Here is a 14,874-nt window from a genome sequence, read left to right on the forward strand (position 1 = left end):
TGCAACGCCAAAGGGTTAGCGTGCTTTACAATTCATTACGCACGTTTTCCCGAACACCGTCGTACTATATGGTGGAGTTCGATTAGCTCGCCTCTAGATAGTGGTGAGCTGGCGCGTGAGCGCGTCTTGGGGGCGTCGTCGTAAACTGGCGGGCGTTCGTTGGTCTGGGGGGTACGACATGGCGATCGCCAAGTATGTCGTTGTGGGTGCAATTCTGAGTACGGCGGCCGCCGCACCGGCCGCCGCCGAAGACTGCTTCATCAAGGTCTCGCGACCGGCCGTCGCCAAGCCTGCGGCGCCGAAGGCCGCTGCGCCGCACCGCGCCGTGAAGCCCGCCAAGGCCAAGCCGGCCAGCAGCACGCAGGCCCGCAAGCCGGCGAGCAAGCCGCGCACCGCGGTGGCCGCCGCCAAACCGGCCGCGCCGATGAAGAAGCTGCCGGAGTCGTCCTACGCGATGCGTACCGACTTCGCGCCGGCCCCGCCTTCGACCGAGTGCGACACCAAGCCGTCGATCATGGCGGCCCTGCCCCCTGAAGCGCGTCCGCCGGCCCAGCGCCTGCTGGACGAGGTCGCCGGTCCGCCGGCTGAATCGGCCGAGTCCTCACCGCCGATGAGCCTGGCGGCGCTGCCGGTCGGCGGCGACGGCGGCTTCCCGGCCCGGTTCGGCCCGCGCGGCGGCGGTGGCGGCGGCGGCACCTACATCACTCCGCCTGGCGACGGCGGCGAAGAACCGACCACGCCTGGTCCCGGCCCTGGCCCTGATCCGGGCCCCGGTCCTGGTCCTGATCCGGGCCCCGGTCCTGGTCCTGATCCGGGCCCCGGTCCCGGTCCCGGCCCTGATCCGGGCCCCGGTCCTGGCCCCGGTCCCGGCCCTGATCCGGGCCCCGGTCCTGGCCCCGGTCCTGGCCCCGGTCCTGGTCCCGGTCCTGGTCCCGGTCCTGGCCCTGGCCCCAGCCCTGTTCCGGAACCCGGCACTTGGCTGATGATGATCGTCGGCTTCTTCGGACTGGGCAGCATGGTGCGCCGCTCGCGCGCCGCCGATCGGGCGAACGCCGAGACCGCCTAGCCCCCCGAGTTGAGCCAAGACATGCGAAAGGCCGCGCGATCTGCGCGGCCTTTTTCATAGGTTCACCGCCCGGGCCCCGGGGTTCCTGGCCCTCGGCGTAGGGACTCGCCGGATAGATGCGACGACGCGGCCTTTCTAGCCTCTGGCGCTCCACCAGTCGGCGGGCGCCCAGTGACCCACGTTTCCAGATACCTGTCTCGATGGCGGCGGGCCTGCGCGTTCGCCGCGGCCTTGATCACATGGCCGGCGCTCGCCAGTGCGCAGACCCCGCCCGCCGAGCCGCCAGTCAGTCCGGCGGCGAGCCCTCCCGCCGAGGCGCCGCCCTCCAAATGGGATTTCTTCGACAACGAGGACGGCCAGCTCGACTTCTCGAACTTCCTGGCGTCCGGGGGCTTCATCCCCGTCCCTATCGTCATCACCGAGCCCGCGGTGGAACAGGGGTTGGGCGTCGCGGCCGTGTTTCTCTCGGCGGAGAAGCCCCGCCAGATCACCCGCAACGTCCTCGCCGCGTTCAAGACGGGCAACGGCTCCGACGGGATCGGCTTCGTCCGCGCCGGATACGCCTTCGACGGGCGGCTGAACTATCGGGTCGCCGTCGCGCACGGCAACATCACCCTGAACACTTATCCACCCTTTGCGCCGGGGGGCATCGAGTACACCAACAACTACGAGTACGGGGTGCTGGCCTCGGCGTTCTGGCGCTTGCCTGACGAGCGCTTCTCGGCCGGGCCGCTGGTCGACTTCCGTAAGCTGGAATCGCATCTGGACATCCCCGGCCTGCCGGAGGGCTTCGCCCACGACTTCGATCGCTCGCTGCAGACCGGCGCGGTGGGGCTGGGCCTCCAGTTCGACAGCCGGGACAACCCGCTGACCCCGACCCGGGGCGCCAACGCCTATGCCGAGGCCAAGTTCGATCGGGAGATGTTCGGCAGCGACCGCGATTTCGAGACCTACGACGCCCGCTTCTACGCGTTCAGGCCGCTCTCGCCGAACCTGCGGCTCGGGTACAAGCTGGAGTTCAACGCGATCCGCGGCGACTTTCCCGGCTACTTCGCCCCCGCCATCAACCTGCGCGGCGTCGAGGCCCAACGCTACGAAGGCATGGACGTGCTCAGCAGCGAAGTCGAACTGACCTGGCAGACCGGCAAACGCTGGTCGCTTCTGGCCTTCGGCGGGGTCGGCTCAAGCGACGCCGGCGATCACCGCTTCTTCCAGGACTCAGGCGGGATCTGGGCCGGCGGTCTCGGGTTTCGCTATCGGATCGCGCGCAAGCTCGGGCTCGACGCCGGCCTGGACCTGGCCTACGGGCCCGAGGGCGCGGTGGTCTACATCCAGTTCGGCCACGCCTGGTCGCTGAACATGGACTGAGGCGCGCGTCGCATGGACGCGCGCCCGCGCAGTCGCCTAGCGGTCCTTTTCCATGCCGCCGACGGCGGCCTGGGCCGCGGCCAGACGGGCGATCGGCACCCGGAACGGCGAGCAGCTGACATAGTCGAGGCCGACCTTCTCGCAGAACTCGATCGAGGCCGGGTCGCCGCCATGCTCGCCGCAGATGCCGAGCTTGACGTTCGGACGGGCCGCGCGGCCGCGCTCGGCGGCGAGGCGGATCAGGTCGCCGACGCCTTCCTGGTCGAGGCTGACGAACGGGTCGCGCTCGAAGATGCCCTTTTCCAGATAGGCGCCCAGGAACCGGCCGGAGTCGTCGCGGCTGATGCCGAAGGTGGTCTGGGTCAGGTCGTTGGTGCCGAACGAGAAGAACTCGGCGTTCTCAGCCAGGTCGCCGGCGCGGATGGCGGCGCGCGGCAGCTCGATCATCGTGCCGACCTGATACTCGATCTCGCGGCCGCGTTCCTTGAGCACCGCCTGGGCGGTCTTGTCGGTCAGCTGGCGCAGGTAGCGCATCTCTTCGCCCTTGGCGACCAGCGGGTGCATGATCTCAGGGATCGGGGCCGCCTTGCCGCTCTCGGCGATCTCGCAGGCCGCTTCGAAAATGGCGCGGACCTGCATCTCGTAGATCTCGGGGTACGAGACCGCCAGACGGCAGCCACGGTGACCGAGCATGGGGTTGGTCTCGTGCAGCTCCTTGGCGCGGCGCATCAGCTTGGTCGCGTCGATACCGGTAGCGTCGGCGACGGCCTGAAGATCGGCCTCGGTGTGCGGCAGGAACTCGTGCAGCGGCGGGTCGAGCAGACGGATGGTGACCGGCAGCCCTTCCATGATGTTGAACAGCTCGACGAAGTCGTTGCGCTGCATCGGCAGGATCTTGGCCAGGGCGTTGCGGCGACCGGCCTCGTCGTCGGCCAGGATCATCTCGCGCACGGCGGCGATGCGGTCCTCGTCGAAGAACATGTGCTCGGTGCGGCAAAGACCGATGCCCTCGGCGCCGAACTGACGGGCGGTGCGCGCGTCGAGCGGGGTTTCGGCGTTGGCGCGGACCTTCAGGCGGCGAGCCTTGTCGGCCCACTCCATCAGAGCGGCGAAGTCGCCGGTCAGCTCAGGCTCGATCATCTGCACGGCGCCGGCGAGGATCTCGCCGCGCGAACCGTCGATGGTCAGGATGTCGCCGGCCTTGAACACGCGGCTGCGGACCCGCAGTTCGCCGGCCTTGCCGTCGATCTGCAGTTCGCCGGCGCCGGAGACGCAGGGACGGCCCATGCCGCGCGCCACGACGGCGGCGTGGCTGGTCATGCCGCCGCGGGCGGTGACGATGCCGCGGGCGGCATGCATGCCGTGGATGTCTTCGGGGCTGGTCTCGTCACGCACCAGGATGACCGCCTCGCCCGCCGAACCGAGGCGCTCGGCCTCATCGGAGTTGAAGACGATCTTGCCGGTGGCCGCACCGGGCGAGGCCGGCAGGCCGGTGGTGACCACGTCGCGCGGGCTGGCCGGGTCGATGGTCGGGTGCAGCAGCTGGTCGAGGCTGGCGGGCTCGACCCGCATGATCGCCTCTTCCTGGGTGATCAGGCCCTCGCTGGCCAGATCCACCGCGATCTTCAGCGCCGCCTTGGCGGTGCGCTTTCCGTTGCGGGTCTGCAGCATGTAGAGCCGGCCCTGCTCGACCGTGAACTCGATGTCCTGCATGTCGCGATAGTGCTTCTCGAGCTTCTCGACGACGGCCTTGAACTGCAGGAAGACCTCGGGCAGCGCCTCTTCCATGGAGAGGGCCTTCTCGCCCATCTCCTCGCGGGCGATCTTGGTCAGAGCCTGCGGCGTGCGGATGCCGGCGACGACGTCCTCGCCCTGGGCGTTGATCAGGAACTCGCCGTAGAGGCGCGCTTCGCCGGTCGACGGGTTGCGCGTGAAGGCGACGCCCGTGGCCGACGAGTCGCCCATATTGCCGAACACCATCGACTGCACGTTGACGGCGGTGCCCCAGCTTTCCGGGATGTCGTGCATGCGGCGGTAGAACTTGGCGCGATCGTTCATCCAACTGGCGAACACCGCGCTGACGGCGCCCCATAGCTGGGCGTGCGGATCCTGCGGGAACGGCTGGCCGAGTTCCTGCTGAACCGCGGCCTTGTAGTCGGCGACGACCTTTTCCCAGTCCTCGGCGGTCAGGCCGGTGTCGACGGTGACGTCGAGGCGTTCCTTATGCTCGTCGAGGATCTCCTCGAACATGTGGTGGTCGAGATCCAGCACCACGTTCGAGTACATCTGGATGAAGCGGCGATAGCTGTCGAAGGCGAAGCGGCGGTCGCCGGAAAGCTTGGCCAGGCCTTCGACGGTCTCGTCGTTGAGGCCGAGGTTGAGGACGGTGTCCATCATGCCCGGCATCGAGGCGCGCGCCCCCGAGCGGACCGAGACCAGCAGCGGGTTGGCGGTGTCGCCGAATGTCTTGCCGGTGATCTTCTCAACGGTCGCCAGACCGACGGCGACCTGGTCCTTGAGCTCGGCCGGGTACTGCTTCTCGTTCGAATAGTAGTGGACGCAGGCCTCGGTGGTGATGGTGAAGCCCGGGGGCACCGGCAGGCCCAGGGAGGACATCTCCGCCAGGTTGGCCCCCTTGCCGCCCAGGAGGTTCTTCATCGAGGCGTCGCCATCGGCGCTGCCGCCCCCGAAGGAATAGACCCAGCGCGACTTGGTCAGCGTATCGGTCGACATTCCTAAGGCCTCCTTAGCCCGTCACTTGCGAGAAGTCCGCGACCCGCTCCATGAGGTCGCGAACCTGCACGAGAAGACGCAGGCGGTTCTCGCGTTCCGCTGCGTTTTCAGAATTCACTAGCACCGCCTCGAAGAAGGCGTCGACCGGCGCGCGCAGTCCCGAGAGGGCACGCATCGCGTCGGCGAAGTCTTCCCGCTGCAACGCCTGCGCCACGGCCGGCTCGGCGGCCTGGAGGGCGGCGATCAGGGCCCCCTCCTCCTTCGGCGCGCCCGGCATGCCGACCGCGGGGCCAACCGGAAGCTCGCCCTTCTTCTCCTCGGCCTTGAGGATGTTTCCGGCGCGCTTGTAGCCGGCGAGCAGGTTCTGGCCGTCGGTCCCGGTCAGGAAGTGGTCCAGCGCCTCAACCCGCGCGACGATGCGCACCAGGTCGTCGTCGCCGAGCGCGAAGACCGCGTCCACCAAGTCATGGCGCTTGCCCTGGTCGCGCAGAGCGACCTTCAGGCGGTCGGCCAGGAAGCCCAGGACTTCGTCGGCGACCACGCCGTAGGGGCGGAACTGGTACTGGACTTCGCCTTCCGGCGGATCGCCGGCCGGGGCCGAGCGGTCGAAGCGGATGTCGAAGTCCTCAGTCGTGGCGACGACATAGGGCACGCCTTCCAGCAGCGCGTTCTCGAACTCTTCGACATAGGTCTCGAAGACTTCCGACGGCGAGCGGTAGGCCGGGCCAAGATAGCCGGTCGTGCGGCGGGTCGAGACGTAGAGCGCGCGGCCCGGATCGACGTAGCACCGCAGCGACTTGTACCAGTCGGCGACCAGCTCGCGCACCGGGGCCCGGGCTTCGGAGCCCAGCAGGATGCGGATGATGCCCAGCGCAGCGCGGCGCAGAGCATAGGGGTCCCGCGAGCCGGTCGGCTTTTCGTCGATGGCGAAGAAGGCGACCAGGGTGTCGAGCTTTTCGGCGATGGCCACGGCCATGGTCACCGGGGTGTCCGGCGCCTCGTCCTTGGCGCCGACCGGACGGTAGTGGTCGCGGATGGCGTCAGCGACGACCGGGCTGATCTTTTCCTCACGAGCGTAGTAACCGCCCATCAGGCCCTGCAGTTCGGGGAACTCACCGACCATGCCGGTGGCGAGGTCGGCCTTTGACAGCCGCGCGGCCAGGACCGCCTTCGGCACATCGGCGCCGACGCGCGGGGCGATAGCCTTGGCCAGCAGCTCCAGGCGCTCGACGCGCTCGGCCAGGGTGCCGAGCTTGGCGTGGAAGGTGACGCCGGAGAGCTTGGTCAGGCGCTCTTCCAGAGTGACCTTGCGGTCTTCGTCCCAGAAGAAACGGGCGTCGTTCAGGCGCGCCGACAGCACCTTGGCGTTGCCGCGGGCGATTTCCTTGCCGCCGTCGGCCGCTTCGATGTTGGCGACGGTCAGGAAGTTCGGAGCCAGCTTGCGGCCGCCATTGCCGTTGCCGCGGCTGGGATCGGAGACCGCGAAGTACTTCTGGTGCGTGCGCATCGAGGTGCGGATCACCTCCGGCGGCAGGTCCAGGAAGGCCGGATCCATGTCGCCCAGCACCGGGGTCGGCCACTCGGCCAGGCCGGCGACCTCGTCCAGCAGGCCGTCGTCGTCGACCAGCTCCAGATTGCGCGCAAAGCAGAGGGTGCGCGCGCCGTCCATGATGCGGTCCTTGCGCTCCTCGGGGTCGAGGATCACGAAGTGGGCGGCCAGCTTGTCGCGGTAGCTGTCGAAGTCCTTCACCTTGAAGGGCTTGCCCGAGCCCATGAAGCGATGCCCTTCGGTGACGTCGCCGGCCTCGATGCCGTCGATGTTGAACGGCACCACGGCGCCGTCGAACAGGAAGACAATGCGCTTCAGCGGCCGCACCCAGCGCAGCGTGCCGCGGCCCCAGGTCATCGACTTGGGCCACGGGAAGTTGCGGATCACGTGATCAAGGATCTCGGCGGCGATCTCGGCGGTCGGGCGGCCCTTGCGATGGATGTGGGCGAACCAGACGCCATCCTTTTCCGTGAGTTGGTCGCGGGTCAGGCCGGTCGAGCGCAGGAAGCCGTCGATAGCGGCGTCGGGCGAACCGACGCGCGGGCCCTTGCGTTCCTCGTGGCGGTCACCCTGGGCTTCCGGCAGGCCCTCGGCCACCAGGGTCAGGCGGCGCGGACCGGAGAAGGTCTTCAGAGCTTCAGGCAGCAGGCCCTGTTCGGCCAGCCGCTCGCGGAACATGCGGTCGAGGTCGCGTGCGGCCTGCACCTGCATGCGCGCGGGAATCTCTTCGGAGAACAGTTCGATCAGCAATTGCGGCATGGTCAGGCCTTCGCCACGTCGTCGGACTTCACGGCGTTGCCGCCTTCGTTTTCAACCCAGGCTTCGGCGCACATCTTGGTCAGGTCGCGGATGCGGCCGATGTAGCTCTGACGCTCGGCCACGGCGATCGCGCCGCGGGCGTCCATCAGGTTGAAGAGGTGGCTGGCCTTCAGCACGTGGTCGTAGGCCGGCAGCACCGTGCGCTGGCCCTGCGGACCGCGGCCCTCCAGGATGCGCGGCACCTGGCGCTCCATGTCCTCGAACTGGCGCTTCAAAGTGTCGACGTCATAGAGGTGGAAGTTGGCTTCCGACTGCTGGCGCTCATTCTCGAGGAACACGTCGCCGTAGGTCATCGGCAGCGGGCCGTCGGGATCGTTGAAGGCCAGGTCCGTGAAGTGGTCGACGTTCTGCAGGTACATAGCCAAGCGTTCGAGGCCATAGGTCAGTTCGCCGGCCACCGGCCACACGTCCAGACCGCCGACCTGCTGGAAGTAGGTGAACTGGGTGACTTCCATGCCGTCGCACCAGACCTCCCAGCCCAGGCCCCAGGCGCCGACGGTCGGGTTTTCCCAGTCGTCCTCGACGAAGCGGATGTCGTGCAGACGGGTGTCGAGGCCGATCGCCTCCAGGCTGCCCAGATAGAGCTCCTGCAGGTTGTCGGGGTTCGGCTTCAGGATGACCTGATATTGGTAGTAGTGCTGCAGCCGGTTGGGGTTCTCGCCATAGCGGCCGTCGGCCGGGCGGCGCGAGGGCTGCACGTAGGCGGCGCGCCAAGGCTTGGGACCCAGGGCGCGAAGCACCGTGGCCGGATGAAGCGTCCCGGCGCCCACCTCCACATCGTGCGGCTGCAGAATCACGCAGCCCTGACGGCTCCAATAGTCGTGCAATTTCAGGATAAGGCCCTGAAACGAAAGCGGCTTGTCGGCTGGCATTGAGCTGGGTTTCGCAGGCGCAAAAAAAGTCGGCGGACCATAGGGCCCGCCGACCTTCGCTTCAAGGCGGAAAGCCTTGTTCTAATTGCCGCGCGGCGTGGTCGCCCGGCCGGCGCGGGACAGCGGCTTGAACTTCGCCCTGTTCTCGGGCGTGTCGGCCACCGGCCCGTTGGTGCGGGCGTTGCTGGCCACGGTCGCCGAGGCCGGGACGCCCTCGGCGGACGCGTCGGGGCTGGCCGCCGGCATCGCGGTGGTGTCGCTGGACGGCGGCGGCATCGCCGCCGCATCGGACGGCGGGTTCACGCTGGTGTCGGGCGCCATGGTCGACGCATCGGCCCCGGGCGTAGTCATCGCCTTGCCGGACTCGTCCTTCATCTGGGTCGCGGCTGCGTCGGCCGGCTTGGTCTTCTTGGCGCCGTCGCCCGCATGGGCCGCGCCCGCAAGCAGCGCGGTGGCCGCCGCGGCAGTCAGTAGGGTCTTCATCATCATCGTCATCGCCTCCGAATGACGCCGCCGAGCCCCCACTACCGGTCAGCGCCCCGTTCTAGCGTTCGGGCCCCGGCTTTTGTTCCGCTCCAAACCTCAGGTTCGCCGGGCGGGTTCGCCCGCTGGAGCGCCATTTCGCCTAACATTTGGGCGCCACACCCCCGTTCTGCACAGCAATCGTGCCTCCCGCGCCTTTTCATTGATCAGAAGTTACCGGGCGCCGTTCAGCGCGCCGGGCGTCGATAGCGTCGCCCTAGCCGTCGGAGGGGGGATGCCAGCCGCATCTTCCGGCGGATGCGGGTCAAATCGAACGCGCGCCCCCCGGCTGGGGACGCGCAGGAGCAGGCGATGAAACTGATCATAGCGGTCGTCAAACCCTTCAAGCTGGACGACGTGCGCGAAGCGCTCGTAGGCGCCGGCATCGAGGGGCTGACGGTCTCCGAAGTGAAGGGATACGGCCGGCAGAAGGGCCAGACCGAAATCTACCGGGGCGCCGAGTACCAGGTGAATTTCGTGCCCAAGGTAAAGCTGGAGGCCGTGGTCGACGACGCTGCGGCGGGCAAGGCCGTCGAGGCCATCAAGGGGGCCGCCGCCACCGGCAAGATCGGCGACGGCAAGATCTTCGTCCTCGACGTCGAGGACGCTGTGCGCATTCGAACCGGCGAGACCGGCACGGCGGCGCTGTGACGCGCGCCGAACTCATCGGGACAAGGGGATAACGACCATGACGACACTGAGATTCAACAAGCTGACGGGCCTAGCGCTCGCCGCCGTGATCGCGGGCGGCTCGCTCGCCCCGGCGGCGTTCGCTCAGGAGGCCGCGCCGGCCCCCGCCGCGGCCGAGGCCGCCGCGCCTGCAACCCCTGCCGCGGCTCCGCCGGCGGCTGAAGCCGCCGCCCCGGTCGCCGAGGCCGCCGCCGCGCCGGCTCCTGAAGCGGCCGCGCCGACGGTCGACAAGGGCGACACCACCTGGATGCTGGTCTCCACCGTCCTGGTGCTGCTGATGATCATCCCGGGCCTGGCCCTGTTCTACGGCGGCCTGGTCCGTCAGAAGAACATGCTGTCGATGCTGATGCAGGTCTCGACCGTGACCGTCATCGGCATGATCGCCTGGCTGTTCTACGGCTACAGCCTGGCCTTCACCGACGGCGGTTCGCTCGACAGCTTCGTCGGCGGCGCCGGCCGCCTGTTCCTGAAAGACGTGACGCCCTCCAGCCTCGCGGCGACCTTCTCGACCGGCGTGGCGATCCCCGAGCTGGTGTTCATCTGCTTCCAGATGACCTTCGCCTGCATCACCGCCGCCCTGGTCCTGGGCGGCGTGGCCGAGCGGATGAAGTTCGCCGCCGTCGTCGCGTTCGCCATCCTGTGGCCGCTGCTCTCCTACTATCCGATGGCGCACATGGTGTGGTGGTGGGCTGGCCCGGATGCGGTCGCGGCAAACCCGACGGCTCCGATCCAGTCCGGCCTGCTGTGGGGCTTCGGCGCCCTGGACTTCGCCGGCGGCACCGTGGTGCACATCAACGCCGGTATCGCGGCCCTGGTCGGCGCGCTGATCGTCGGTCCGCGCAAGGGCTTCGGCTCTGAAGCGATGCCGCCGCACTCGCTGACCCTGACCCTGGTCGGCGCCGGCCTGCTGTGGGTGGGCTGGTTCGGCTTCAACGCCGGCTCGAACCTGGAAGCCAACGGCTACGCCGCCCTGGCCATGATCAACACCCTGGTCGCCACCGCCGCGGCGGGCATCTCCTGGGTCGCGGTCGAGTGGCTGACGCGCGGCAAGGCCAGCATGCTGGGCCTGGCCTCCGGCCTGGTCGCCGGTCTGGTCGCCGTCACGCCGGCCGCCGGCTTCTCCGGCCCGGTGGGCGCGGTGATCCTCGGTCTGGTCGTCTCGCCGATCTGCGTGTTCTTCTGCTCCACCATCAAGAACGCGCTGAAGTACGACGACAGCCTGGACGCCTTCGGCATCCACGCGGTGGGCGGCATCGTCGGCGCCATCGCGACCGGCCTGCTGGTCAACCCCGCCTGGGGCGGCGCCGGCGTGGTCGACTACACCACCTGCGCCCTCGACGGCGACATCTCGACCTGCGACACGGCCGCCTATGTGATGAGCACGCAGGTCCTGGCCCAAGTGAAGGCGGTCCTGGTCGCCATCGGCTGGTCGGGCGTGATGTCGAGCATCGTCTTCTTCGTGATCAAGTACACCATCGGCCTGCGGCCCTCGGTCGAAACCGAAGAAGAAGGCCTGGACATCACCGAGCACGGGGAGCGCGCCTACCACTCGTAGGCGTCGGGCTGGCGGAGGTCTGGGGAGGCCTCCGCCGCATCCTTCTGGAAACGTCCGGAAACGGGGCCCTTCGGGGCCCCGTTTTTCTTTGCCGATCAGGCGTCCGGCCAGGGCCCGCCGAGCCGGCAGCGGACTGTCCACCAGTCCGGGCGCAAGGCGGCCACGCGCGCGGCCAGGGCGTCGGCCTCGATGTCGCTGGCGCAGATGGCGAAGCAGGTCGCCCCCGATCCAGACATGCGGGCGATCAGGGTCTCGCGCTCGTCGGCCAGCGTGGCGAGGACGTCGCCCACCTCCGGCGCCAGGCCGACGGCCGGGGCCTGCAGATCGTTGCGCATCATGCCGAGCCAGGCGGCCAGCTCCTCGACGCTCTCGAAAGCCGCCGGCAGCGGCGGCGGCTCGACATCCCCGAAATCGCCGAGGGCGTCGAACGCCCGATAGACCGCCGGGGTCGAGACCTCGACCCGCGGATTGACCAGCACCGCCTCAAGCGTCGGCAACTGCGGGGCCGGCGAGAGCAGCTCTCCGCGTCCCTGCGCCAGCACCGGCCGCCCCCAGAGGCAAGCCGCGCCGTCGGCGCCCAACGCGGCGGCGATCGCCTCCAGATCCACGTCGTCGACCTGCACGCCGAGCGCGGAGCGCATCAGGCGCAGGGCCGCCCCCGCGTCGCTGGATCCGCCGCCGAGCCCAGCGGCGACCGGCAGGAGCTTTTCAAGCGAAAGCCCGACCAAGGGCTGGGGCCCACGGGCACGGGCCAGCAAGGCGCGGGCGGCGCGCAGGACCAGATTGTCCCCCTCGCCCGCCAGCATGCCGGCGAAGGGACCATGCACGCGCACCGACAGGGCGTCGGCTTCGTGCAGCACCACCCGGTCGCCGACGTCGGCGAAGGCCATCAGGCTGCAGAGCGGATGATAGCCGTCGGCGCCCGGCGCGCCGACGTGCAGGAACAGGTTGATCTTCGCCGGGGCGAAGGCGATCGGGCTCATGGGCGCTATTTGCCGGCGACGCGCGGCGCGGCGGCGGGGCCCCTCGGGCCCTGACCGGATGCGAGCTTGGCCTCCACGTCCGCCTTGATCTTCGCGTCGGGATCCAGGGTCAGCACCCGCCGCCACTGGTACTCGGCCTCGATGCGGCGGCCGACCCGCCAATAGGCGTCGCCCAGGTGATTGTTGATCTCTGGATCGCCGGCTTCCAGCTCGACCGCCTGTTCCAGCAGGTCGACGGCCTTCTTGTAGTCGCCGAGCCGGTAGTGCGCCCAGCCGAGGGAATCGATCATCGCGCCCGACTGCGGGTTGGCGGCGACCGCCCGCTCGACCATGCCCAGCGCCTCGGCCAGGCGCTCGCCGCGGTCGATCCAGGTGTAGCCGAGATAGTTGAGCAGTTCGGGCTCGTCCGGCCGCAGTTCGAGGGCCGCCTTGAGGTCGCGTTCGCCTTCGGGCCAGTGGCCGGCCCGCTCGTAGGCGACGCCGCGCATGTAGAGGAGGCGCCAGTCCTGCGTGGCGCTGCGATCAATCAGCCCGCTCAGCACCTGGGCGGAGTCGTCATAACGCTCATTGGCGCGCAGCAAGTCGGCGTAGGTGAGCTTGGCCTCGGCGTCGCCGCTGTTGGCCGCCTCCTGGGCCATCTTCAGGGCGACGTCGGACTGCTTGGCGTTCTGGTAGCTCCAGGCCAGCTTGCTGCGCGCGGCGCTGTACTCGCTCGAACCGGGCTTGGGCCTGGCGTAGGCCGCGCGGGCGCCGTCGACGTCGCCGGCCGCCTCCATGATGTCGCCAACCATCAGCCAGGCGGTGTCGCGGCCCGGATCGAGCCGCAGCGCCAAGCGCAGATAGGCCAGGCCGAGCTGTTCCTGCTTGGCGGCCAGCATGGTCGCGGCCGGGGCGACCAGCACCTGGGCCGCGCCCTGGCGCAGGTTCGGCGCAGCCGGAGCCGCCTTGCCGGCGGCCGCCCGAGCGCGGGCGGCGATCAGGTTCTCGTTGTTGGGTTGGAGGGCCAGCGAGCTGTCATAGAGCGCGACGGCGTCGGGTCGGCGATTGCGGCGCTCGAGGAAGGCGCCGTAGGCCTGGACCGCGATGTCCCCCGGAGCGTCGCCGCCGGTCAGGGCCTTGTAGTCGGTCTCGGCCTCGTCGTAGCGACGGGCCCGTTCGTAGAGCCAGGCTTGGCCGAGTTGGCCGAAATAGTCGACGACGCGGTCGCCGCGCATCTCCGGCCGCACGAGCGAACCTTCGGTGTCGCCGGCCATGGCCGCAGCCCACGGGGCGAGCAGCGCGGCCGCGCCGCGGTGCGGGAAGCCGATGGCGTCGCCAGACAGGGCGGCCTGCGCCTCCTTGCCTTTGCCTTGCGCCATCAACTCGACGGCGACGACCAGCTGGCCGAGCCGCTTGGTCGCTTCGGAGGCGTCGACGCCGTTGGGCGCGAGCACTGCGGCCTTGGGGATGTCGCCGGCCAGCACCGCGGCGGTGAAGGCGCGGTCGCGCAGCAGATCGCTGGTCCCGCCCTCAAGCTCAGCGCGCTCGAAATAGGCGGCCGCTTCGGCGCCGGCCCCGTCGTTGAGCGCCCCCTGCCCGGCCAGGAACGCGCCATAGGCCGAACCGCCCATGCCGTCGTTGGCCGGCGGCGTCCAGGCGACCTCCGCAGGCGCGGTGGCGCAGGCGGTGACAAGGAGCAGCGGAGCGAGGGCGACAAGCAGACGGCGCATGCCTGCGAACCTCGGCGCTTTCGCAGACGAGTTCAAGGCGTGGTCGACGAACTGGGGTGAATTCGCGGGCCCAAAGAAAGAAGGGGGCCGCGAGGGCCCCCTTCGGTCTTACATGTTCGGATAGTTGGGCCCATCGCCGCCCTGCGGCGTCGTCCAGGTGATGTTCTGCGACGGATCCTTGATGTCGCAGGTTTTACAGTGGACGCAGTTCTGGAAGTTGATCTGGAACTTCGGATTGTTCCCCGCCTCGTCGTACAGCACCTCGTAGACGCCGGCCGGGCAGAACAGGCGCGCCGGCTCGCCGAACCGCGGCAGGTTCACGTTCACCGGGATGCTCGGATCGGTGAGCTTCAGGTGCGCGGGCTGGTTCTCGTCGTGGTTGGTCGAGGACAGGAACACCGACGACAGCTTGTCGAAGCTGAAGACGTTGTCCGGCTTCGGATAGACGATCGGCTTGTAGTCCTTGGCTAGGCCGGTCGATTCCGCGTCGGTCTTGCCGTGCTTCACCGTGCCCCACGGCGACCAGCCGCCGAAGAGGTTGCCCATCATGGCGTCGAGACCGCCGAGCGGGATCCCCAGGATGGTGCCGTACTTCGACCACAGCGGCTTGAAGTTACGGACCGCCCACAGCTCCTTGTGGACCCACGACTTCTTGTAGGCGTCCTCGTAGCCCGAGAGCTCGTCGCTGGAGCGACCGCCCTGGATGGCTTCGAAGGCGGCCTCGGCGGCCATCATGCCGCTCTTGACCGCGTTGTGGCTGCCCTTGATGCGCGGGACGTTGACCATGCCGGCCGAGCAGCCGAGCAGCACGCCGCCCGGGAAGTAGAGCTGCGGCAGCGACTGCGAACCGCCCTCGGTGATGGCGCGGGCGCCGTAGGCGACGCGCTTGCCGCCTTCGAGGTAGCCGCGGATCGTCGGGTGGGTCTTGAAGCGCTGGAACTCGTCGAAGGGCGAGACCCACGGGTTCTTGTAGTTCAGGTGCACGACGAAGCCGATGGCCACGTAGTT

General features: G+C 69.0%; 11 protein-coding genes. 4 read left to right on the forward strand and 7 right to left on the reverse strand.

The annotated features are described in order from the left end of the window. Positions 1–178: 178 nt before the first annotated feature. Positions 179–1,066 carry a PEP-CTERM sorting domain-containing protein gene (locus C0481_RS20240; protein WP_293407300.1) on the forward strand — a complete coding sequence of 296 codons (888 nt, stop codon included), beginning with the start codon at positions 179–181 and terminating at the stop codon, positions 1,064–1,066. 231 nt (positions 1,067–1,297) lie between these two features. Further along, positions 1,298–2,434 (forward strand): hypothetical protein, encoded by a 1,137-nt coding sequence (locus C0481_RS20245; RefSeq protein WP_293407302.1) that lies wholly within the window; start codon positions 1,298–1,300, stop codon positions 2,432–2,434. Positions 2,435–2,470: 36 nt separating this feature from the next. Here the strand turns inward: C0481_RS20245 and ppdK are convergent, their stop codons facing one another. From ppdK to C0481_RS20265, 4 genes are all read right to left on the reverse strand, one after another. After that, positions 2,471–5,167, reverse strand: a complete 2,697-nt coding sequence (gene ppdK / locus C0481_RS20250; RefSeq protein ID WP_293407304.1) for a pyruvate, phosphate dikinase — start codon at positions 5,165–5,167, stop codon at positions 2,471–2,473. 13 nt (positions 5,168–5,180) lie between these two features. Then, positions 5,181–7,475, reverse strand: a complete 2,295-nt coding sequence (glyS, locus tag C0481_RS20255) for a glycine--tRNA ligase subunit beta (protein WP_293407306.1) — start codon at positions 7,473–7,475, stop codon at positions 5,181–5,183. 2 nt (positions 7,476–7,477) lie between these two features. After that, positions 7,478–8,407, reverse strand: a complete 930-nt coding sequence (locus C0481_RS20260; RefSeq protein ID WP_293407308.1) for a glycine--tRNA ligase subunit alpha — start codon at positions 8,405–8,407, stop codon at positions 7,478–7,480. Positions 8,408–8,488: 81 nt separating this feature from the next. Continuing rightward, a complete protein-coding gene (locus C0481_RS20265) occupies positions 8,489–8,896 on the reverse strand; it encodes a hypothetical protein (RefSeq protein ID WP_293407310.1) in 408 nt (135 codons plus the stop codon). A gap of 345 nt (positions 8,897–9,241) precedes the next feature. Between C0481_RS20265 and C0481_RS20270 the strand changes: the two genes are divergently transcribed. Both C0481_RS20270 and C0481_RS20275 read left to right on the forward strand, forming a co-directional pair. After that, entirely contained in the window at positions 9,242–9,580 is a 339-nt protein-coding gene (locus C0481_RS20270; protein WP_293407312.1) for a P-II family nitrogen regulator, read from the forward strand. A gap of 37 nt (positions 9,581–9,617) precedes the next feature. Beyond that, entirely contained in the window at positions 9,618–11,174 is a 1,557-nt protein-coding gene (locus C0481_RS20275; RefSeq protein WP_293407314.1) for an ammonium transporter, read from the forward strand. A 95-nt stretch (positions 11,175–11,269) separates the two neighbouring features. Here the strand turns inward: C0481_RS20275 and C0481_RS20280 are convergent, their stop codons facing one another. The 3 genes from C0481_RS20280 to C0481_RS20290 all read right to left on the reverse strand — a co-directional run. Beyond that, a complete protein-coding gene (locus C0481_RS20280) occupies positions 11,270–12,157 on the reverse strand; it encodes a 4-(cytidine 5'-diphospho)-2-C-methyl-D-erythritol kinase (protein WP_293407316.1) in 888 nt (295 codons plus the stop codon). A 5-nt stretch (positions 12,158–12,162) separates the two neighbouring features. After that, complete coding sequence (locus C0481_RS20285; RefSeq protein WP_293407319.1) at positions 12,163–13,866, reverse strand: tetratricopeptide repeat protein; 1,704 nt, start codon at positions 13,864–13,866, stop codon at positions 12,163–12,165. Between the two features lie 108 nt (positions 13,867–13,974). Beyond that, on the reverse strand, positions 13,975–14,874 hold a 900-nt coding region (locus tag C0481_RS20290), incomplete at its 5' end, for an electron transfer flavoprotein-ubiquinone oxidoreductase (protein ID WP_293407321.1).

Origin of the sequence: Phenylobacterium sp. (assembly GCF_013822795.1) — a bacterium.
Lineage (GTDB): Bacteria > Pseudomonadota > Alphaproteobacteria > Caulobacterales > Caulobacteraceae > Phenylobacterium.